This is a genomic window from Micromonospora sp. NPDC000089, assembly GCF_042899365.1.
Taxonomy (GTDB): Bacteria; Actinomycetota; Actinomycetes; order Mycobacteriales; family Micromonosporaceae; genus Micromonospora.
This window is the reverse complement of record NZ_JBIAZT010000006.1, coordinates 243087-264086: the sequence shown is the minus strand read 5'-3', so window position 1 is coordinate 264086 and position 21000 is coordinate 243087. Positions and strand designations below refer to the sequence as shown.

Below are 21000 nucleotides of genomic sequence, written 5' to 3'. Positions count from 1 at the left end.
CTCCTAGGACGCTGTACACGCTGCGCCAGGAAGAACGATCACCGCACGGTGCCTTGTTGCCGCGTCGCGAGTCCCGTCTCGTTGCTGCCCGTACTCTGTGCCAGCATGGGAACGAACGCGGCGTGGTGGAGCTTGGAGGCGTTGAACGCTGAGGTGCCTGACCACCATCACGACTCGACGGTGGAGAACCTCGCCGGGATCTTTGATGCCAGCGACGAACTGCGCTGCTTCCACAAGGAGCACGTCCCCGTTGCCGAGGTCGAGAAATGGCAGCTCCACGATGACCCCGACGACACCGGAGGGATCGCCAAGATTGAAGACCTCCGCCGTGCGATCCGGGCTAGGGTTTGGCTGCCGGCGATCGTTCTGGTTCATGTACCCGGCGGGCCTCGATTCGAGCAGTTCAGTGACCCTCGATATGCAGGCGCTTACCACCTTCTCGAAGGTCGTCACCGCTACAACGCCGCTTACCAGGAGCGGACGCCGACGATTTTCGCGTGGGTCGCTCACATCGGCTGCTGCGGCGGGCCCGGCGCTGACCTTGTGGCGGCGGAATCTGGCGGGTAGGCGTGGCTCCATCTGAGCTGCCCTGCAAGAGACAGCGAGGGCGGCACGATCATTGCCGACCCGGGACGCCGGGCCATGCGGGTTCAGAGCCGGTGAGCACCGAGGATTCGCGCGAGAAGGATGTCGTGTTCCTGGTAGACGGCGGCCGTTGCGGCAGTGAGCGCGTGGGACTGTTCACCGTCGCGCGGCCTGGGCCGGGGTATGGCCGGCGGGTGATGTCGAGCTTCGGAGGCGGTGTCGTCGTCCATCGCGACCAGTTCGGCCCCATACGTCGATGCGACGACCGCTGCGATCTGTCTGCCCGCGGCGTCGATGTCGCCTGCATAGCGCAGGCGCACGCCGTGCGCGACAGCGAGTTGAAATAGCACATGATCGATCGCACGCAACTGGCCGCTGGTGCAGGCGATTGGTTGCCGCACCCCGGCAATGAAGGCGATCTCCACGACCGACGGGTTCTCAACGACCGTCAGGGTTTGCGGCGCGAGAATGGGCGGATGGTGTACGAGGTCGAGCAGGGTGAGCGCCATCGGGGCCGGTGAATCGCGCAGTCGCCGGTCGATCGGTCCGTCGCCGACAGCCTCGACGTTGAAGAGCAGGACGGTCGCCGAGAGCCGGTCGGCGATGACACCGACGGTGGCCAGCAGCGCGCGTACAAGATCCGGACGGTTTGGCTCGGTCTGGCCGACGCGTTCGGCGATTGCGGCCACGAGGCGGATGCCGTTGAGGGTGGTCAGGTCGAAGTAGTGCGGGTCGCCGGTGATGTCGTGGGCGAGCTTCGCCAGCGGTACCGGTGGCCGGGCTGGAATGCGTCGCAGGGCTGCGGCGAGCGCAGCGATGCTGTGCCGGATCGCGGTGTCGTCCTCGCCGACGCCGGTTACCCGCATTCGGGCGACGAGCTGCGGTAGGTCAGGAAGCTCTTCGGTCGCGTACTGCCACAGCTGCGCACGACGGTCCGCCGCGGCCAGCGTGGCGGCGCTACGGTCGATGACCGGTTCTCCCACCGCTTTCTCGACCAGTGCGATGAGCGTTTCTCGATCGATGTGGAGCACGGCGAGGAGTTCTCGCAGCGGGACCGTGGCGGTATCGCCGGACACGGTGACGGCGGATGTGCCGCGGCGCCGGCGTGTGGAGGTGTCGAGCCAGGTCCGCAGTTGCGCGATACCGGCTGTGCTCAGTGCCAGGACTCGAACCGTGTTGATCGTCTCGGGGCGGGTGCCGGCGCAGAGACGTCCGTGGACGGCGCGCCACAGAGGATGCAGGTCGACGTCTTCTGCCAGGTAGGTGAGGTCAGCCGGCATGGTTCAGTGTCCGGCCGGGGGGCGTGTCTGCGGTAGGTGCGGCGAGGGGTAGGGGTGTCGGTTCCCCGCTGCCCTTCCACAGCCACGGGACGGTCACGCGGTGCCGGCCGTCGGTGATGACTTCGTGGACGACGACGTGCTGAGCTTCGCGTTTGATCAGCGGGGCGATCGTGGGTGTGGTCGCGAGGACGTCGAAATCCCAGGTTCGCAGCAGGGTGAGTATCTGGCGCAGGTTGCGGTCGTCGAAGGCGGCGTCGATCTCGTCGATGGACAGCAGGCGAGGCCCCTGGTAGGTGTCGCCGGAGTACATCGACCAGGCGGCGGCCAGCAGCGGGAGCATCGTGGCGAGTCGGGATTCGCCGGTGGACAGGCCTTTGAGCGGGTTGGATCGGGTGTTCACCGGCTTGAACTGGTCGGCGCCGAAGCTGCTGTGGGTAACGCTGATCTCCCACTGGTGCCAGGAGCGGTAGTCGAAGGTGTGGGCGACCCGGTCGGCCCAGGTTTCCTCGCCGGCGTCCTCCATCCGTTCCCGCAGGATCTCGTACATCTGGTCGAAGACCTCGTCGGACGGTGGCGCTTTGAGTAGGGCGACCATTTGCTGGGAGTTGCCGTCGTCGCGGACCTTCCAGTCGACCTGCACGCCGACGCGGGCCACGCCGGTCCGGACGTTCTCGAGGGTGGCCCGGATCTGTCGGACAAGTTCCCTTGCCGCTTCGCGGCGGGTCTGGATGTCACGCCGCAGCTGGGTGAACATCGACGTCTTGAGAGTCGCTTTGACGTCCTGGCGCAGATCTCGTTCGAGGCCCTCGGCTGTGGCGCGGAGTGTCTCGGCGGCTTGCCGCAGATCCTCGCCGACGGCGGCGTTGGGTGCGGCGAGCGTGATGCGTCGCCACTCGGTGCCCTCGAGGGTGGTGCTGTCGAGCTGCTGATCGAACTCTGCGAGGGCCTGGTTGACGGACCGCATCGTGCTCTCGAGCTGCTTTTGCACGCGTTCCCGGGCGATCCTCAGGGTGTCCAGCCGGGCGCTGGTGGTGGGTTTGCCGGCGAGTAGCTGACGCGACCAGGTGAGCGCGGCGGTCAGGTTGGCAGGCCGGTTGTCGCTGTCACGCGGCAAGGTTTCCGGCACTTCGGCGAAGCCGTGGGTGATCAGCAGGCACATTCGATCGAAGCAGTCGGTGCGGTGCTGGTCGGCCTCTCGACGACGCGGCGCGATCTTGTCGAGCGTGGTGGTGGCGGCGACCGCAGCATTGTCGTGCGTGCGGAACTCGGCCTCGCCTCGCTCGACCTCGGCCAGTTTGTCGGTCAGTTCGTCGGCGAGCCGGTCTTTCGTCTGGCGTAGCTCGGCGTATTCCGCCCCGTACAGCGCTCGGGTCTGCTCCATTCGGGCGTCCAGTTCCTCGGCGGTGAGCCGGATCTGGTCCGCGGCGACAACTGCCTTCTGGAACCGGCCGGCGACCCGGTCCGCGGTCCGCTGCTCGCGCTGGGCCGTTGCGAGCAAGTCGAGGGTTCGCTGCCCGGCGCTCTGCCAGGCTTCGATCTGCTGTAGCAGGGTAGCGACCAGGTCCCGGTGTCGTCGTAGCACTTGTCGGTCGGTTGGCAGGATGGCGCCGTCGGGCAGCGTCGCGGCGGTATGCAGTGCGCGCAGCGCCGTGCGAACGCGGTCGCTGGCTTGCTGGTGCCTGTGGCGGTGCTCGTCGACCGAGGCGCGGGCGGCGGCCTGGTCCCGTTCGGCGGCGTCCTCATCACGGGTGGTGCGGCGCAGGTGCTCCAGGTCGGGGAATCGCTGTTCCTCGGCGGCGCACAGTTGCTGAGCCGTTCGGGCCTCGTTGCGCCGCTCGGTGGCTTCCGCCAGCTCCTCCCGCGCGGTGGTCAGGGCGTCACTGGCGTCGGACTCGGATTGCCGGGATCGTCCTAGTGCGCCGGCCGCCTCTTCGCGTCGCCGGCGGGCAGTCTCCACTGTCCGGTCTATGGCGGTGCGGGCATCGTTGAACTCGGCGAGCAGGCCGGTGAGCTGCGCTGCGGCGGTGGCCAGTGCCTGCGTGGTGTGCTGCTGAGCTTTCGCGACGCCGAGCCGCAGTTGGTTGACCTGCTCGCGTGCCGTGGCAACCACCTCGGCGGGCGGGAAGTCATCCCGCTCCCGGCGGGACGCGCGGACAGCGGCTTCAAGGTGTTCAACGCGTTGCTTCTCAGCATCGAGATCTCGGCGCGCGGTGGCCAGTCGCTGTTCGAGGTCGGCGACGAGCGCGAGCCGGGCGCGTTCGCGGGCGGTTCGGCCGATGAACGTGGCTCGGTAATTGGGTGGAGCCGACGCGATCACGTTGCCGGTGCGCAGGTGCCCGATGCTGAGGTCGCTGCCGGCCAGGTCGATGGCGACGGCCTGCAGCAGCCATTCGACGTGCCGCGGGTCGGCGCCCGAGCCGTTCTCCGCAACGAGAATGTCGGCGAGACTCTGCCCGACCACGGGACGGTCGCCAGCGAGCACCAGGTCACCGTCGCCGACCAGGCGGTCTCCGGCGATCAGCGCATCGAGCAGCCCCGCGGTCAGCAGGGCACCTTCGATACGGTCGGCCTGTTCGGCGCTGACGTGCTCGGCGAAAGCAACGGCGGCCCACAACGGCACGCCACGGCCCGGATCGCGCGGCGACCGCCACGGTGGCGCTGGCGGCACCGGCAGCTGTCGCCGGGCCTGATCGAGCTCGTCCTCGATCCCGCTGACTCGTTGCCTCGCCTCATCGACGGCACGCCCTGCCTCGGCGATCGCGCGTTGCAGACCGCTGACGGCCGCCGAGTGGGCCCGTTCCAGATCGAGGAACGGCTGCCGCAGGTCGATGACATCCGGATCGTCGGGCAGGTTCACCGTGCGGCCGTCGAGGTGGACGAGCCCGGCGCGCCACTCGGCCACCTGGCGGCTCCACTCGGTTGCTGCCAGGGTGGCGTCCACGCGGCCGTCCGCCAGAGCTCGCTCAGCTGTGGCGGTGATGGCGTGGGCGGCGTCCACGGCGGCGTCATGGACGGCTCGAGCTTGGTGTGCTTGTTCGTCGAAGGCCGTACGGTCGAGGTCGGCCTGCGCCTGCGCGTCCTCCAGGTCACGGTGGGCCTGATCGGCGACTTGTTCGGCCCTATCCCGAGCTTGCGCGGCCCGGTGTGCCGCACCCTCGGCGACGTGCACGAGGCGGGTGCTGTGCACGACGTCCTGTTCCCGGGCTGCCAGGGCGATGCGTTCCCGGGTGGCGGTCCCGGCCTCGTGCAGCCAGGCAACCAGCCGGTCGGGGTCGATTCGGTCCTCGGCATCAGTCGTCAGGTCCGCCGGTACGGACGGAAGCTGGGCCCGTCGGCTGTCCCACCGGTCCAATTCGTCGAGTAGGGCCTGCTCGGCGGCACGGCGTTCGGCGCGGGCATCCCCGGCGCGGTCGGCGGCACGGTCCCGGGTCTCCTCGGCGGTGCGGAGATACCCGGCCTCGGTGCGTTGTTCGATCTCTGCCATGTCGTGTTCGTGCAGCATCGTGTCGATGCCGTTGAGGGTTGTCGTGCGCGTCTCGATCCAGCCGCGGGGTGTTTCGGCGATCTGGGCGAGGTCAATCTTGGGTGGGTCCTGGTTGAGGCTGTTGGCTGCCGTGAGGTGTTCGGTGACCTCGGCGAGACGATCGACGAATGCGTGCGCCCCGACGTCGGCGGCTGTCGCGCGTAGCCGCGAGCCGATCCCGGTCAGATGGCGCTGACTGTTGCGGCACTGATCCGCGGACTCCATTGCCTGCTGGGCGGCGTGTTGCGACTCTTCCTGCAGGTCCAGGCCGGCTGCTTCCAGCTCGGATTGCTGCTTGCGTAGATCAGTGAGGCGTTCTTCGAGATGTGGAAGCTCGGCGCCGGCATGGTCTCGCAGCGCATCCTCGGCGGCTTGGAGCCGGCCGCGGACACCGGCGATCTCGCCGCGCAGTTCTTCGCGCCGGGCCTGCACCCGCGCAGCGTGTGCCTGCGCGTCCGCCAGCTGCTGCTCGGCGGTGCGCGCTTCACGGGCGTGGTCGTCGAAGACCGTCTGGGCATTCGCCAGTCGGGCGGCTTCCTCGGCGATGATGGCGTCGATGTAACGCTGGTATTGCTGCTCCGATTGTTCCAGCTGTCGAATCTCGGCGCGGGCTTGCTTCAGTTGCGCTTCAAGATCGGCGATGCGTTCCATGGTGTCGGCGATGAACTGCAACGCGCGAGGATCTAGCGCCGGAAGCGCCTCGGTCAGCACCGCGCGCATCTGATTCGGGGAGATCGCCTCTGCGGTGCGGACGCTGCGCAGGCTGCGCAACACTCCGACGAGAGCGTCGAACTGCACCGAGTCCAACGGCGCGAACAACGTCGTGCGGATCGCGTCGCGGTACTGGTTCTCCTCGGCAAGGTTCACATAGTCCCGGACCTTCATGGTGAGACGGTCGTGGGAGGTGAACAGTCGGCCGTTCGCGGCGGCAACCTGCTCGGCGAGCCCTTCGATCGGTACCGGGTCTCGCTGTCGGGCGAGGAAGAGGTCGGTGCCGACGCGGCCCGGCGTGATGAAAAACGCCTTCTGCAAGCCGCTGCTCTGCGAGCGCAGCCACAACCCGGTCGTCAGGTAGCGAACGTCACCGGTGCCGCTGTCGCGGTAGCCGTACTCCAGCCACCACGCTCCGGTGCGGTCCTCCTTGGCGTTGCGGTCGGTGTGCCGGTCGATCAGCGTGCCGACGGCCTCACCAGACACCGACAGCGCCTTCTGCGACACCTCGCCGTCGAGCAGTACGGTGACCAGCATCGAGGCGGTCAAGGACTTGCCGGATCCGTTCGGCCCGGCCAGCGCCAGCCAGCCGTTGGCGAACATGAGCGTCTCGTCGGTCCACGCCCACGAGTTCACCGCACCGGCCCGGGTCGGCTGCCACCTGTCGGCAGCGATCGGTCCGTCGTTCCAATCCGACACCGGGCCGGCGGTGTCGTGGCTTCCGGTTGGCTGTCGGCCCGGGTGCGCGATGAGAGTCACGCTGGCTCCTCCCTCGTGTCCGAGTCGGCTTCTGTGCGGTGCCGGCCCGGGCGAGCGGGCTGGCCATGCCGTGCCCGCACGCGCCACAGGTGCACGCCCGGTGTGATCTGCCACCGGTCTTCGTCGCCGGTGACCCGGAGCAGGCCGGCGGTGACCAGTTCCCCGGCAGCGGCCCGGGCCAGGACGGGCAGTCGTTCGGCATAGCCGGCCGCCCACCGCGGCATGTCTCGACGGATCTCTTCGAACAATGTCGTGACCTCACCGGCGGTTACCTCGGACGCGCCGTGGTGCGGCAGGTGTGACAGCAGGGCTAGCGCACCCTGCCGCTCTGTCTTGCGACCCTGCGGGAAGTCGAAGTCAGAGGCGGTTCCCGTCGGGTCGGTGATCTCCCACCAGTCGCGGCGCACGCTGGCGACAAGCCCCAGCGCGGCGGCGATGTTCAACGCGCGTTCCCGGCCGGTCGAGGTGGCGAGGTAGCCGACCGGGTTCGGGTCGTCCTGCGGGTCAGCGGCGGGGTCGTCCGCCACCCGCCGTAGCGCGGTCAGCCGGCGCCCCTCCACGCTGGCCTGCCGTTGCGCGATGGCGTCCGGCTCGGCGTCCGGAAGCGAAGCCGCTGTCAGCGTGGCGACGTGCTGGCTGGGGGCTCGGCTGCTCAACGACAACAGCGTCGGCGACAACGAGGCGAACTTGTTGGCGAGGCTGTCGCGGTCAGCGGTGATGAACACCTCCGCGTTCTCGTCTTGCACCGCCCGGTCCAGGTCCGCGTCAACGCTGATCTCCCCGTCGATCTGCAGCAGCTTGATCGCATCTACGATGTTCGCCCGTGCGGCCTGTGCTTCACGCTTGCTGATCCCGTCCGCTGCCACGATCTGGAAAGCCGGTAGCCGACCCGTGGCCGTCTCGGCGGCGCACACCTGAGCCACTGACTGCAACAGCTCGCGCAGGCTGATCCGCGGACGCCGCCACAACTGTTCACAGACCAGCGCGGCCAGCACCAGCACCTGAGCGGGAGCCAACTCGCCTCGTCCGCTTCGCCGCTGCAGCCGCGGTCCGCGATCCCCGGGAACATCGTCACGGCGCTTATGCAGGCGCACCATCCCACCAACGTCGTGAATGTGCAGGGTCCACCCTAATTCCGTACGGAAGAAGTCGGTGATCTCCCGCCGGCCGCGCAGCACCGCCCGGTAGCGAACCGGATCTTCGGCCGAAGAGATCCGGCAGGTGAGGATCAGGTGGCGTGCCGCGTCGGCGAGATCCGGGTCGAGAAGCCGCTGGGTCATGCGGCGCCCTTCGTCATCACGACCTGCGGATCCTGGGCGGCTTCGGTCGGGGTCACGGTGATCAAGAGTTCCGGCGCCACCAGGGTCCCTTCGGCAAGCCGGACCGGCAGGTGGGTCTCGGGGCGGCCCAACCGGACCCGGACGACCACGCTGGCACCCTCGGCATGGACCTCGCCGTATCCGGTGGCGGCATCGATCGTGTTGCGCGCAGCTTCGATCGCGCCGAGCAGGATCACCAACGCCGGTGTCTCCAGACCGGTGAAATAGCTCAGCGGCACTTCGCCGTCGGTGGCCAGCAACGCGCTGAAGCGCCGCCGGTTCGCCGCAGTGGCGGCGGCCTTCTCCAGAGCGGCAGCCCGGGCAGCACCGGCGTCCGGGACCTTGCGGGGACGGCCGCTGGAGCGACCGACGCGTTCGTGCTCGCGCAGGATCACATCCACCTGGTGCCGGCTGATCCCGCCGGCTGCCGGGGTGGCGTAGGCGACGTCTTCTTCGGCCGTCCCGACGACCGCGTGCACGGCAGGCCATTGGCCGAACGCGGCCGCGTACACCCGGCGGGCAGCCTCGTCGTCCGGCTGGGCGTACAAGCTGTAGGCGAGTTCCCGGAAGTCGGCGGCCAGATCCGAGCCACGCCGCAGGGCTGTGTAGCGTCGATCGATGGCCACCAGGAGGGTGTGCACGGCGCCGGCCGCCGAGGAGATCAGCCGCTGCACCGAACCCGAAGGGGCGAACCAGGCGGCAAGGTCGGACAGCCGACGCACCCGCTCGTCGATCCAGTCCTGCTGATCGCGAGCGTCGAGCAGGCCCGCGTGCATGGCGGCGGTCTCGACCAGCGGCCGGTGCCCGGCCGACTCCAAGTCGGTCAGGGCCGCCTCGACCCGGCGCAGCGCTCGCCCATACTCGCGCGGGAACTGCCGCAGGGCCTCGATGACACGATCACGGTTCTCCCCGAACAGCAAATCATCGGTGACGTCGGACTGCACCATCTGCGCCAGCGCAGCGTAGAAGTCGGCGGTGACACGCTGCATCTCGTCCAGCCTCGTCCGGACGTCATCCAGGTCGGTTGGCAGCAGCCCAGCGTCGGAAGAGAGATGCTCGATCAGATCACGGACCGTGCGTTCGACGCTGTCGAGAAGACGGCTCGGCAGTTGCAGCGCCCGCCGCGAGTCGACGACAGCCGTGCGCACCGCGGCCACCACGGCCCGGCCGATCTTGGTCAGCGCCCACGCCTCCTGCCGGCGGACCACCGCATCCAAACCCGCATTGAGCGCCGCATAGTCCCGGAATGGCTCGACGAGATGCGCGCTCGTCAGGTAGTCGAGCACCGTACGCAGCTCGAATTCGGTCACCTGGTCGCGGAAGCCGACGTCGCGCATCTGCGCGGCGATGTCGGCCGGCGTCGACATCGGGGCGCGTGTCGCCAACTCCTCCAGGGCTGCCAACACTGCCGTGTTGCGCTCGCGCGCCAGGTCCTCGGGTTGGCCGAAGCACCGCCACACGACCGGATCGATGTCCTGCCACCACAGCCGTGGCGGGTTTGGCACGCAGTTCCTCCCAGACGACCGTTACCTACCGCGCCCTCGTCGCGGCACTCACCAACACTTCCTCGCTACTCTCCGAGACGCACCAGTGACCGACGCCGTAAGATTACGGTCTTCAGGGGCCGAAGCGTAGCCCTGGGCACAGGAATCGACAGCCGGACTACGACTACTGGGCCGTCCTCATCGAACGTCACCCGAACCAACTTCCGACAGGTTGGGTCAACCTGTCTTCAGGCACGTTGCAATCAAGGACGCGCTATCGACTCAAGCACCGCCTCACCGTCATCGACGGCTTAGCCCAACACGCCTGATGAAGTGACCCCTATCGGCCGGACACCTCGATGTGTGTCAGGGACTCTCGGTGGATCTTCTCGTAGGTGTCGGGGCTGACGTTACCCAGACGGCTGTGCCGTCGGCGAGGGTTGTAGAAGCCCTCGATATAGGAGAAGACCTCCATCTCCAGTTCGTGCCGTGATGGCCAGGCGCGGGTGTAGACCAGTTCGGTTTTGAGGGTGGCGAAGAACGTCTCCGCCATGGCGTTGTCGTAGCAGTCGGCGACCGAGCCCATCGAGGCCAGGACGCCGCAGGAGCGCAGGGTGCGGCCGAACTCGAACGACGTGTACTGCGTCCCTCGATCCGAGTGATGAATGAGCTGGTCTCGGGCCGGCCGGCGATGCTGGATGGCCATGCCGACGGCGTCGAGGATCAGCTCGGTGCGCAGGTGGTCGGCCATCGCCCAGCCGACGACTCGGCGGGAGTAGGCGTCGACCACGACGGCGAGGTAGAGGAATCCTTCCCAGGTGCGCAGGTAAGAGATGTCGGCGACCCACAGCCGGTCTGGTGCGGTGGCAGTGAACTGCCGCTGAACCAGGTCCGGCGCGGTGGCCGTGGACGCGGCCTTGCGGCGGGGCTTGCCCCGCCGCCGGCGGTGGGCGCCTTCGATCCTGGCCAGCCGCATCAGTCGGGCCACCGCCTTGCGATTCCACCGGTGGCCGCGATCGTGCAGCTCCGCGGTGAGTCGTCGGGCTCCGTAGACGCCGCGGTGCTCTGACCATGCCTGCTGGGTGATCTCGACGCGCTGCTGGTCGTGGCGTTCCCGCTCAGCAGCGCGCTGACGTCCCTGCCGAAGCCAGTCGTAGAAGGCACTGTGGCCCACGCCGAGCAGGCGGCAGAGCAGACGGACCGGATAGGTGGTCTTCTCCGCGACGATGAACCGGTACACCTCGGTCCGGTTCACCGCTCCGTCTCGCGTGCGAAGAAGACCGCGGCTTTTTTCAAGATCTCTTTCTCCAGCTCCAGCTGGGCGACCTGACGCCGCAACCGCACCAGCTCGGCCCGCTCATCGGCGGCCAGATCGCTGGGCCGGCCGCCGTCGCGTTCCTGCCGCAGCCGGTCGACCCAGTTGCGCAGCGTCTCGTGGTTGACGCCCAACTCCCGGCCGACGTCCCGAATGGTACGTCCGGAGTCGAGCACCAGGGCCGCTGCCTGGCGCCGGAACTCCTCGGGGTACTTGCTCTGTCGAGCCACAGCGGTTTCCTCCTCCTCGGCAGGATGCCAAGTCAGGAGGTGTCCGGTCTCAGGGGGTCACTTCACACGCCGTCGACCCCCTTCCCTGATCCGGCAGCGCCCACCAGTGCTGCCAGTTCGCGGTCGGGGTTGACGTTCGTGGCGTACAGGGGGCTGCAGGGCGTCGTGGCCAGCCGCAGCGAGAGTGTGACGAGGTTGGGGTGAGCGGAATCGTCGGTGTAGATCTCGGCGAGCTTGGTGAATTCGTTCATGATCCCGACGACGCTGTGGTTGGCCGTCGTGGCGAATCGGCAGTCCTGCATGTGCCGTAGCTCGTCGGCGATGAAGGCCCCGGGCACCTGGTGGGCGTCGAGGACCGTCGCGATCTCGTCGGGGACGCGGGCGGGAAGGCTGCGCGCTGGTGCCAGGGGCAGCAGGACCGGTAGCAGGGTTCGCTCGTTGACCAGCAGCGCCAGCCGGGGCCGCCAGAACAGCGCGGTGGCGTACCACGGGCCCAGCAGGGTCGTGTCGTGGTCTCCTTCGACAGCCCGAGGCGGGTGGGTGTGATCGAGGAGTTTCTTGGTCGCGCGTACGATCAGCATGGCGCTCTCCAGCCCGTCAGGCGCGGTGGCGGCGGGCCTTCTCGATGACGTCGCGGCCGTCGGCGTTCTGCTGGCGGGGCGCGTAGCCGGCCTTGCGCAGGGCAGACATCGTGTAGGCCGTGGTGGCTTGGCTGGCGAGCACGGTCGGGGCGAGCAGACGCAGGTTGAGCTTGTCCAGCCGCTTGTCGGCGCAGATCTGCGCCAGCAGCGCGGTGTCGTCGCTGACCAGGGTGCTTGCCACGGGCGCGACCCGTACTGACCCGTGTTGGCGGGCGACGTCGGCCAGCAGGTAGACCAGTGGTTGCGGCAGTCCGCCTTCGGCGATCTTCGTCAGGGCCTTGGACAAGCGCTGCTCGGTCCAGCCTGCGTCGTACGCACCGCGTACCGCCGCGGGGCTGAAGCGCCAGGTCGTGGCCGTGCCGCGGGACTCGACGACGGCGGTCGCACCGAGGAGCTCAGCTAGATCCGGGCTCGGTGTTCCGGCCACGACCGCGGTCAGGTCGGCCTGCAGCCGGGCGGTACAGGCGACCTCACCCAGATCGCCGACTGCCTCGGCGATGTCCGCGTCGGCCAGCAGCGCCTGCCCAGCAGGGCTGACAGCGCCCGCGCCGAGGATCCCCAGGGTTGAGGCCTCGTCCAGCAGGCCCCTCACGGTCGTGGTGCCGCCGAAGGTCAGCGGCTGCTGCCACCACATCCACTGGGCGGCCTGCTCGAGGTTCGTCGTCGCCCGGTCGCCCAACGCCCGCAGCGCGGCGATCCGGGCTTGCGCAGACCAGCTGTGGCGGTGCTCCGGAACCCACGGCCCAGTCTGCGACGACGGCAGATAGTCCAGCTCGCGCCACGCCTTCAGCATCACCGCGAGCCGTCGGCCCAGACCGAGCTGGAGCCAGCGGTCGTACGCGGCCGTCGGGACCACGCGATCGTCGAGGTTGGCCAGCCTGGCCCCCTGGGCGACCGCTAGCAGCAGCCGCACGGTCGGAACCGTCACTCCCAGCGTCTTCGCCGTCCGGGTCAGCTCGCGCACGCCCACGCCGCCGGCCTTGACCGTGACCAGCGGCTCACGTCCAGCCCCGTCCAGCAGCGCCGACAGCAGCCCGACCACGGCGATGCCCTGGGCCTGGGCGTCGCGGCGCACTGCCGGGGGATTCGGCGTACGCCAGGTGACCGGTGGTTCCTGCGGCTGGAACGGCACCCGGTAGTCCGCTCCTCGCACAGCGAGCGCAACCTGACCCGCCAGCTGATAGTCCTCCCAGGTCACCCGGTAGACCAGCCCGTGCTCCTCGGCCCAGTCCAGCGGATGCACCTGCCGATAGCGGCTCTTGTACCGACTTCGATGTGCGATGCCGCTTCCGCCACGGCGACGGATCCGTCCACCGTCGCGGTCAGCCTCCTCCAACACCGTCCGCGTCGCAGCCGGCATCCGCTTGACCAGAGCGTGCACGTTGTCCGTGTCGAGGAAGAACTCCGCCACTGCCTCCAGCAGGTCCGCCTTGCGGCCCTTCGTGGGCAGCCCCAGGTTGCGTGCCACGACCTTCAGATCATCGACGTTCAACACGGCGGCGAGCTGCGCGGCGGCCGGGCCGACACCCAGCGGACGGGCGAAGACCTCCCGCAGTTCGCCGCTCACCGTGAGCCGGCCCCGCAGCCGCGCGACAAGCCCCGCATCGGCGGCACGCTGCAGGTACGGCGTCGCGTCGGCGCCGACCAACGCCGACACCTCCACCTCGGTGACCAGGCCACCCAGCGCCAGAGCCCCCTCCAACACCTGAAGGGTCGGCAGGTCAAGGCCAGCAAGCTGATCATACGGATTCACGGCGGCGCTCCCAGACACGGCGACGCCCTGAATCCAACCCCACGAAACCGTCTCCGCGTGACGCGACTCGCCAGCCGCCAACCTGAGCCCGGCGACCTGGCTCGCCGCCGGTGGTTCCAAGCCGAGGCCGTACCTCCGACAGCCGGATGTCGAGCGGCCGGAACGGTCTCCAGCCGCTCCGCATGGGCGGGGCCGGCCGGCCCACTTCGACGAAGCGGGCTGAATGCGGCGAAGCTTCACCTATCGTTTCAGCCACCCCGTCCTTTGGCGGTTAACACCTAGAGAGTTAACGAAGTTTATTCGGTGCCCGTTCTCTGCGGTCAATGCCCAACGAAGCCCCTGGTCGGGGCTTTCCGTTCACCAGGAGGCAGGTGAGCATCTCCGGGTGCTCACGGTTGTCGGTGTCCCCGGTGTCCTCTACCTTCGATCAAGTCCACTAGCGACGGCCGGGGAGAGAGATGCAGCAAGTCACACGTTCGGAGATTGCCAGGCTGGCCGGGGTCAGCCGCGCGGCGGTGACCTCATGGGCCAAGCGCCGCGACTTCCCACGTCCCGTCGGAGAGGGCCGCTTTGCGCTTCCCGAGGTGCTGGAGTGGCTCGAGTCCCGCCAGGTACATGGCTCGATTCGCGCGGCCGACGACGGAACCGAGTGCAGCTACGCCGACCGGATCCGGCGGAGCCTCGCCGCGGCGAAGCCCAGCCACATGCCTGGCATGAACCTGCCCGGCGATCCCACGACCGTCGAGATCGACAACCTCATTCTGCGCCTCACGTTGATCTTTCTGCGCGAGCGCGACCCGCAGGGTTGGGCCGGGCTGAACGATCTGATCACACCGAATGCAGGGGCCGAAGGGGCGCGATGGCTCATCGACCGCATCGCGACAACCGCCGGGAAGGCGGCGCGGCGTCACAGCGTCTCGCCCGAGGTCTTCGCCGCATTGCGGCGGCTGACCCCGGAAAGCGTCCCTGAGGTCCGGGGACTCATGTCCGGCCGCTCGGAACTCGGCGCTGCGAACGTGCACACCCTCGTTGACGCGTACGACGCCGCCCTGCCCCCGGGCGGCTTCCTCACCCCGCGCACGGTTGCGGCCCTCCTTGCCAAGGCGGTGATCGACGATTCTGCCGAGTCCGTTTACGACCCGTACTTGCGAGCTGGCGAGCTGCTCATCGCTGCGGCCGACGTGGCGGCCCGGCCGGGGAGCCTACGGTTACACGGGCTCGGCCCCGATGCCGCTGCTCTGAGCCTCTCTGGACTCACCCTGCTGGCCCTAGGCGAGCCAGCCGACCTGCGTCCGGCGGAACAAGCTCGGCGCGCAACGGTCACGCACGTCCTTGCCAATCCGCCGTTCGGGAGCGATTCGTGGCTCGACCGGCGCCCCAACACCGACTGGCAACCATTCCCACCACCGCCAGCCCGATCCGCCTTCCGCTGGCTCCTGCACTGCATCGAACAGTTGAGCGACGATGGCCGGGCCGCAATCATCATGCCACGGATAGCCGCCGTCTCGACCAACGCCCGCGAGCGGGAAATCCGTCGCCGACTGGTCGACGATTCCATGGTGGAAGCGGTCATTGCCCTCCCACCCGGCCTGTACGCCGGCACGTCCATTGCCACCAGCGTCTGGATCGTCCGGCGGGCACCCGGGTCGGACCAGCCGATCCTGTTCGTCGACGCGGTGAACCTCGGTGTGTCAAGCGGTGGCCGCACGCTGCTCGATGAGGGAGGCCAGGCCGACATCCTGAGAGCATGGCGATCGTTCCTTGCCGACCGTGCGGCCGGTCGGCCACACCCGGGCATCGAGGGTCTGAGTGCCGCCGTCACCAAGGCCGTCATCCGGCCGGAGTCCTACTCGCTCAACCCTGCGGAGTACTTACCAGGCCCGATGGGGCTCCGTGCCCCCGACGCCGAAGCCGCCCGCGCCGGCCTGGGCGCGACTTACTCGCGGGCCTTCCACTGCCGCAGGGCGGCCGAGGATGCAGCGGTCGTTGCTTCCCAGCCGCTCGGCGCGCAGATCGTCCGTCTTGGCGACGTCTGCGACGTCAAAGCGGGCTATTCATACTCGCGGCTGCGAGCTGAAGAGCGATCCGACGAGCAGGGAGTCCCCATCGTCCTGCCGCGGCACCTGCGTGACGGGAGAATCGTGGCGGACAAACCGCCGCGAGCACCACGAGCAACCGCTAAGGCATTGAAGGACTACTGGCTACGCACCGACGATGTGCTCTGCGTGCGGACCGGGGCACTTACGGCACCCGCCCTCGTGCGACCGACCGAGTCGGATTGGCTCCTGAGCACAAACCTGCTGCGTCTGCGAGTCTCAGACCCCGACGTCCTCAACCCCTACTACCTGTACGCATATCTGCGCTCCGCAGCGGGCAAGGATGGGATGAAGGCGTTCGTACGGGCCACCGTAACCGCATACGTGACCGCAGCGGACGTCGCGGCGATGGAGATCCCGTTGCCGCCGCAGGCTCGGCAGCAGTCGCTGGTCGCAGCGCTACGCGCACTTGACGAGGAGGTCGTGGCGGCGCGCGACTTGGCCGCCCGGGTCGCCGAGACCCGCGATGTGGTAGTCCGCCGGCTGTTCGGCGGTGCCCGATGACGAGACGCAAGCTCTCCCGCGAGCACCGATCCGTCGCGGCCGCCGTAATGATCTCCGGCGGTGTCGGGGTCGTCGCAGCCGTGCTGTTCCACCACAGCGGAGCTGACCCTTCCACGGCGGTGATCGCGGGCGGCGCAGCCTTCGGCGCGACCATGACACTCGTCCTGGAAGTCCTCAAATACCTTCGCGGCCTATGAGCTCGGCGACCGCCGAGATCAGTCCCCTACGAATCCGTACACATCCCAGGAGCTGTACACGGCGAAAGCGGTCCTTGGCCAGTGACGCCCTGCTTCTCCGCCGGCCGGCTTCGCCTCGGTACGGCGGGGCGGCGCTGGTGAACGCTGTCCAGCCGTCGCCTGCGCAATTTGCGTTACACGCTCAGGCCACGGCATCCAGGGCCGCAGTCAGGCCGGGGTAGGTGTAGAAGCTTCCCGGCTCTTCGTGGGCCTGGACTGCGGTGACGAAGTCGCGGAAGAGTCGGTTGCGTTCCGGGCCGAGGTGGGCGGTGAGCTGGTAGAGGCGGATGGCGAGTTCCGGCATCGGGTTCGCGGTGCGGCATTCATGATTCTCTGCCCATTCCGTTAGTCCAGCCTGCAGCGTTTCGAGGGTGAGGAACGTGGCGTGCTGTACGAACAGTTGGCCGGGGCTGCCCACCCATGACCCAGCTACCGGCATCGTGCATGAACTGGATGGTCATCGGTACGAAGTACTGGTTAGGGTAGATGGCGATGACCTGCATTTTGTGATGCATGGGAAGCTCCGCGACAGACGCCTCGACTTTCGGCATCTGCTCGCGAACGTAGGGGCTGCGCACGATCGCGAGACTGTGTCGCCATGCTGCCGGCCGCGAGGTAGGCCAGCGGTGCGAGGACACGCCCGGGGAACCCTGCCAGTCGTCGCCGGACGGCAGAACCCGCACCAGGGCGGTCGGGGCGCTTCGACCGCCCGACGGTCTCTGGAGACCGCGTAGGGTCGCCTCCCCCGCCCTGACAGTCGCCGGCGTCGTCCTCGGCAACCGGAGCGGAGCCCGCGCCGGGCGAGCCGACAGCCGGGCCCGCCAGCGATCCCGACGCCGTGGCAGGGACGGGCCGTGCGACCCTTTCCGCATCGCGCAGCAACTCCCGGTCGGGGCGACGGGCCCGGGCGGCGAGCGCGGCCCGCCGCAACGCGGACAGGCCAGCCGCCGGCCCATACGTGCGGTCAAACACGGCGAGCACGTCTTCGGCGGGTCCGCGCCGGCCCTGCTCGTACTCCAGCACTTGCCGGACGCGCGGTCATCCCGGCTCGGGCGCTGACTTCGATGTGCTGAGGCGGCTGCGATCCCCGCGGACGTCGTCGCGGCTGTCGCCGGGCCGCTCCGCCGCGCGGCCGGTGTCGACGAAGGACGGCTCCTCGGCCGCTGGTCGCCGGGCGAACGCCCGCAGCAGGCCTCGCAGCTGGAACACGATGTGGCCGTCCTGTCGCTCGATGTCCAGGAGCCCGGCGTCCAGCACTTCGGTGAGCGCGTCCTGCGCGTCCTGCTCGGCGGCGTCCAGCAGGGGAGCGCACATCCAGCCCTGGAAGGGCAGGTCGTCCAGCCGGCTGACGCGCCGCAGCAAACGCCGGGCCAGCGGGCTGAGCCCCTGCCAGATCTCGTTGACCATCGCCACCAGGTCCAGGCCGCCGTAGGACAGTTCGGTCAGCCGGCGGCGGTCGTCGTACAGGCGGACGATCAGGTCACGTACCGGCCAGTGCGGTTGGCTCTTCAGTCGACCGGCGGCCAGCCGTAGCGCCAGCGGCTCACCGGCGCACAGGTCGGCCAGCAGAGCGAGGTCGGCCGCCTCCGTGTCGACCCGCTCCTGGCCGACCGCCCTGGCGAGCAGTTCGACCGATTCCCGGGCATCCAGCGGGCCGATGGCCAGCGTCGTCGCGCCGCCGAGCGCGGCCAGCCGGGCGCGGCTGGTCACGATAACCGAGCATGTCGGACCGCCGGGCAGCAGCGGCGCCACCTGCTGCCCGCTGGCCGCGTCGTCGAGGACCACGAGAACCTGGCGGTCGCTGAGCAGGTTGCGGTACATGTCCGTCCGTTCCTCCAGGGCGTCGGGTACGGCGTGGCCCGGTACGCCGAGTGCGGCGAGGAAACGGGCCAGCACTCCACCGGCGTCGGCCGGGCGGGCGGTTCCGCCGAGCCGGGCGAACAGCTGGCCGTCGGGGTACTCCTTGTCGAGGGCGTGGGCGACGTGCACAGCCAGGGTGGTCTTGCCCAGCCAGGGCCGGCCGGCGACAGCCACGATGGGCATGGCACGGGACCCGGCGTCGCGCGGTCCGCGCAGCGCCGTGCGCACCCGTTCGATCAGGTCCCGCCGGCCGGTGAAGTCGCCGATGTCGGCCGGCAACAGGCGGGGCACGGCGGGCCGCACCGGTACCGGACGGGACGCGTCCTCCGGCTCCAGCAGGTCGGCCAGCTCTCCGGCGAGAATCGCCCGCTCCAACCGGTGCAGCTCGGCTCCGGGCTCCAGGCCGAGCTGCTCCACGAACAACTGCCGGCCGACCCGGTAGGTGTGCAGCGCCTCGGCCTGCCGTCCGCTCCGGTACAGCGCGATCATCAGGCGTGCCCGCAGTCGCTCACGGAACGGGTTCGCCGCGACCAGTTCGGCCAGCCCGCTGGCCAGCTCCTGGTGCTGGCCGAGCCGCAGTCGCACGTCGACGTACTCCTCGATCACGGCCAGTCGCCGTTCGGCCAGCCGGGTGCCGATCGACTGGACGAGTTGGCTGCGTACGCCGACCAGCGGGACAGTGCCCCGCCACAGCCGCAGGGCGTCACCGAGCGCGTCGGCCGCGTCGTGCGGCCGGCCCTGACCCAGTAGGCGCCGGCCCTTCGCGACCAGTTCGTTGAACTCCAGCAGGTCCAGTTCCCGGTCCGTGCACTGGATCGAGTAGCCCGGTGGGCGGGTCGCGATCGCGTCGGGCCGGCCGCTGGCGGTCATGGCTCGCCGAATGGCCGAGACGCAGATCCGGACCTGCTCCTTCGCGGTCCGCGGTGGCGTGTTGTCCCAGACGGCGTCCACGAGGCGCTCGACGGTCACCACGCGGTTGGGTTCGAGGAGCAGCATGGCGAGAACGGTCCGCTGCCGAGGCGGGAACGACAGGTGGCCGGTCGTGCCGACGACCTCCAGTGGACCGAGAACGCGTAACCGCACGAGTATGCTCCCTCTTCGATATGAGGTGGCTTCAGCGCGTCCGTCGCAAAATCGGCGATATCGCGCTGGATGGTCCCCGTGTCGGCGGCATCGCGGGCTTCAGCCGTCTGCAGGAATCGTCGCTCGCCGATAGACTGATTCCCATTCACTCCGGACGCGCCGCGGACGCCTGGACCGTAACCGCAGGTCATACCGGAGTGTCCAGCAAATCTTGTGGACAGCAATGGACGCGGTGGGAATCCCGCGCGGCGGTCGGCGCACCGCGTGCGCGGATATTCGGTGAACCACGGATGCGGTGACGTTAGTGCTCCAGCCGCACTCGCACCTGCCCGCCGATGCTTTCGTGCGATGGGTCGGGTGGTCGCACCGCCTGCCTGTGGTGGTCACTCACCGGGCGGGGCTCGCCGTCGCGCTTGTGTTTGATCTGTGCGACCGCGGGCGGGCGGGTCCGGATGATCTGTTGGTGCGATTCGCGCACCGGTTCGGACGGGCAGAGCCGCGCCGGCGAGCGTCCGGCCCGCACGCTGTCCGCGGCGGCCTGTCCGACTGCGTGTCCGAGCACCTCGCCCACGACGACGGGGTGCTGAGCGTCGACGCCACCGGCCTCCTGAAGAAGGGCACCAGGTCCGTTGGCGTGCGGCGTCAGTATTCGGGCACGGCCGGCCCGCCGGAGAACTGCCAGCTGAGGTTCTTCCTGGCGTATGCCGCTGTCACCGCCGGCCTGCAGGCGACCGTTCGACCACACCCATCCATGGTCACTCTGGCGACACCGGCACCTGGAACGGCGCGGTCCCGGATCACGGCCGCTGTTCGCCCAGTACGCTGGCGACGACCTTCCACACGTCGGCGTCGCCCAGCAGCCCCTCGCGGTCGACCCCGAACGACGTGCCGCGCGCCGGATCCACCGGCAGCGGGTGATCCCGCGAGGACAGGAACAGCGGAGTGCCGACCCGCAGATCCAGCCCGCCCTGGGCGGCCAGGAGCAGGTAGGCCAGGTACGCGGCGAATCCGTCGGTGAGCTCCCGGCGGATGGCCTCGCCCAGGGACAGCCGGTCGGCGATACCTGACATGAGTTGGTCATACCGGTCGATCAACGCCGTGGCGACCCGCGGCAGGTCGTCCCGGCCGGTGGCGAGCAGCTCCCGCGACCACCGTCGGGCATCCTCCAGCTCGCCCTCGGCCAGGTAGGCGGCGGAGGCCTGGACCGACGACACGAACTGGTCGCGGAGCGCGTCGTCATGAACGGCGGCCGCGTCGAACAGCAGGACCGTGGGCGGTGTCGCGCCGGCCGTGGCGCTGACCGCGTCCGCGACCCGTGTCGCCAGCGCAGTTCCGGCGCAGAAGCCCAGCACGGCCCGCACCGGGCGACGGGTCCCGAGCGCCTCGCCCACCCACTGTGCGACGTGCGCGTCCAGCCGCGAATCCGGGTGGAGGCCCGACTGGGCGATATGGAGGAAGCACAGCTCGACGGGTGCCCCGGCGGCCAGGTCGGAGAAGCCGGCGGCGGCCCGCCCGCCCGGGAAGTCCAGGCACAGGACAAGGTCACGTCCCCGATCGCACAGCTCACGCCACGTCGTCAGCTCCACCGCCAACCCCTCCACTCGTTCGCCAGCGCCCAGGC

14 protein-coding genes and 1 pseudogene are annotated in these 21000 nt (G+C 69.2%); 4 read left to right on the top strand and 11 right to left on the bottom strand.

What is annotated here, in order from left to right; translation table 11 throughout:
- Positions 1 to 105 precede the first annotated feature (105 nt).
- Entirely contained in the window at positions 106 to 567 is a 462-nt protein-coding gene (locus tag ACFY3U_RS14165) for a hypothetical protein (RefSeq protein WP_387200327.1), read from the top strand.
- A gap of 83 nt (positions 568 to 650) precedes the next feature.
- On the opposite strand, the gene ACFY3U_RS14160 is transcribed toward ACFY3U_RS14165, so the two are convergent.
- From ACFY3U_RS14160 to ACFY3U_RS14125, 8 genes are all read right to left on the bottom strand, one after another.
- Entirely contained in the window at positions 651 to 1865 is a 1215-nt protein-coding gene (locus ACFY3U_RS14160) for a TIGR02679 domain-containing protein (protein ID WP_387200324.1), read from the bottom strand.
- On the bottom strand, positions 1855 to 6858 hold the full coding sequence (locus ACFY3U_RS14155; protein ID WP_387200321.1) for an SbcC/MukB-like Walker B domain-containing protein: 5004 nt from the start codon (positions 6856 to 6858) through the stop codon (positions 1855 to 1857). Before ACFY3U_RS14155 ends, ACFY3U_RS14160 begins: the two co-directional genes overlap by 11 nt.
- The gene (locus ACFY3U_RS14150) at positions 6855 to 8138 is read right to left on the bottom strand and encodes a DUF2398 family protein (protein ID WP_387200318.1); all 1284 of its coding nucleotides are present in this window, start codon (positions 8136 to 8138) and stop codon (positions 6855 to 6857) included. The genes ACFY3U_RS14155 and ACFY3U_RS14150 overlap by 4 nt, the downstream gene beginning before the upstream one ends.
- The gene (locus ACFY3U_RS14145) at positions 8135 to 9682 is read right to left on the bottom strand and encodes a DUF2397 family protein (RefSeq protein ID WP_387200316.1); all 1548 of its coding nucleotides are present in this window, start codon (positions 9680 to 9682) and stop codon (positions 8135 to 8137) included. Before ACFY3U_RS14145 ends, ACFY3U_RS14150 begins: the two co-directional genes overlap by 4 nt.
- Positions 9683 to 10001: 319 nt before the next feature.
- Positions 10002 to 10916, bottom strand: a complete 915-nt coding sequence (locus tag ACFY3U_RS14140) for an IS3 family transposase (protein WP_387200313.1) — start codon at positions 10914 to 10916, stop codon at positions 10002 to 10004.
- Entirely contained in the window at positions 10913 to 11206 is a 294-nt protein-coding gene (locus ACFY3U_RS14135) for a transposase (RefSeq protein WP_387200311.1), read from the bottom strand. The genes ACFY3U_RS14140 and ACFY3U_RS14135 overlap by 4 nt, the downstream gene beginning before the upstream one ends.
- Positions 11207 to 11268: 62 nt before the next feature.
- Positions 11269 to 11787 carry a DUF6933 domain-containing protein gene (locus ACFY3U_RS14130; protein ID WP_387200308.1) on the bottom strand — a complete coding sequence of 173 codons (519 nt, stop codon included), beginning with the start codon at positions 11785 to 11787 and terminating at the stop codon, positions 11269 to 11271.
- Between the two features lie 16 nt (positions 11788 to 11803).
- The gene (locus tag ACFY3U_RS14125) at positions 11804 to 13600 is read right to left on the bottom strand and encodes a helicase-associated domain-containing protein (RefSeq protein WP_387200305.1); all 1797 of its coding nucleotides are present in this window, start codon (positions 13598 to 13600) and stop codon (positions 11804 to 11806) included.
- Positions 13601 to 14058: 458 nt separating this feature from the next.
- Here ACFY3U_RS14125 and ACFY3U_RS14120 point away from each other — a divergent pair, with 458 nt between their 5' ends.
- Positions 14059 to 16200 (top strand): N-6 DNA methylase, encoded by a 2142-nt coding sequence (locus ACFY3U_RS14120; RefSeq protein WP_387200302.1) that lies wholly within the window; start codon positions 14059 to 14061, stop codon positions 16198 to 16200.
- Positions 16197 to 16397, top strand: a complete 201-nt coding sequence (locus ACFY3U_RS14115; RefSeq protein ID WP_387200299.1) for a hypothetical protein — start codon at positions 16197 to 16199, stop codon at positions 16395 to 16397. Before ACFY3U_RS14120 ends, ACFY3U_RS14115 begins: the two co-directional genes overlap by 4 nt.
- A 181-nt stretch (positions 16398 to 16578) precedes the next feature.
- Here ACFY3U_RS14115 and ACFY3U_RS14110 read toward each other — a convergent pair whose 3' ends face one another.
- Both ACFY3U_RS14110 and ACFY3U_RS14105 read right to left on the bottom strand, forming a co-directional pair.
- Complete coding sequence (locus ACFY3U_RS14110; RefSeq protein WP_387200296.1) at positions 16579 to 16854, bottom strand: hypothetical protein; 276 nt, start codon at positions 16852 to 16854, stop codon at positions 16579 to 16581.
- A gap of 620 nt (positions 16855 to 17474) precedes the next feature.
- Positions 17475 to 19379: a BTAD domain-containing putative transcriptional regulator gene (locus ACFY3U_RS14105; protein WP_387200293.1), complete on the bottom strand. Its 1905-nt coding sequence runs from the start codon at positions 19377 to 19379 to the stop codon at positions 17475 to 17477.
- 295 nt (positions 19380 to 19674) lie between these two features.
- Here ACFY3U_RS14105 and ACFY3U_RS14100 point away from each other — a divergent pair.
- A pseudogene (locus ACFY3U_RS14100) lies at positions 19675 to 20097 on the top strand (transposase); the annotation flags it as partial.
- Positions 20098 to 20176: 79 nt separating this feature from the next.
- On the opposite strand, the gene ACFY3U_RS14095 reads toward ACFY3U_RS14100, so the two are convergent.
- Positions 20177 to 20965: a hypothetical protein gene (locus ACFY3U_RS14095; protein WP_387200290.1), complete on the bottom strand. Its 789-nt coding sequence runs from the start codon at positions 20963 to 20965 to the stop codon at positions 20177 to 20179.
- Between the last annotated feature and the right edge of the window lie 35 nt (positions 20966 to 21000).

What these genes read in the sequence shown, in the direction of transcription:
- ACFY3U_RS14165 (WP_387200327.1), top strand. Translation starts at nt 106, where the DNA reads ATGGGAACGAACGCGGCGTGGTGGAGCTTGGAGGCGTTGAACGCTGAG.
- ACFY3U_RS14130 (WP_387200308.1), bottom strand. Translation starts at nt 11,787, where the DNA reads ATGCTGATCGTACGCGCGACCAAGAAACTCCTCGATCACACCCACCCG.
- ACFY3U_RS14150 (WP_387200318.1), bottom strand. Translation starts at nt 8,138, where the DNA reads ATGACCCAGCGGCTTCTCGACCCGGATCTCGCCGACGCGGCACGCCAC.
- ACFY3U_RS14115 (WP_387200299.1), top strand. Translation starts at nt 16,197, where the DNA reads ATGACGAGACGCAAGCTCTCCCGCGAGCACCGATCCGTCGCGGCCGCC.
- ACFY3U_RS14160 (WP_387200324.1), bottom strand. Translation starts at nt 1,865, where the DNA reads ATGCCGGCTGACCTCACCTACCTGGCAGAAGACGTCGACCTGCATCCT.
- ACFY3U_RS14120 (WP_387200302.1), top strand. Translation starts at nt 14,059, where the DNA reads ATGCAGCAAGTCACACGTTCGGAGATTGCCAGGCTGGCCGGGGTCAGC.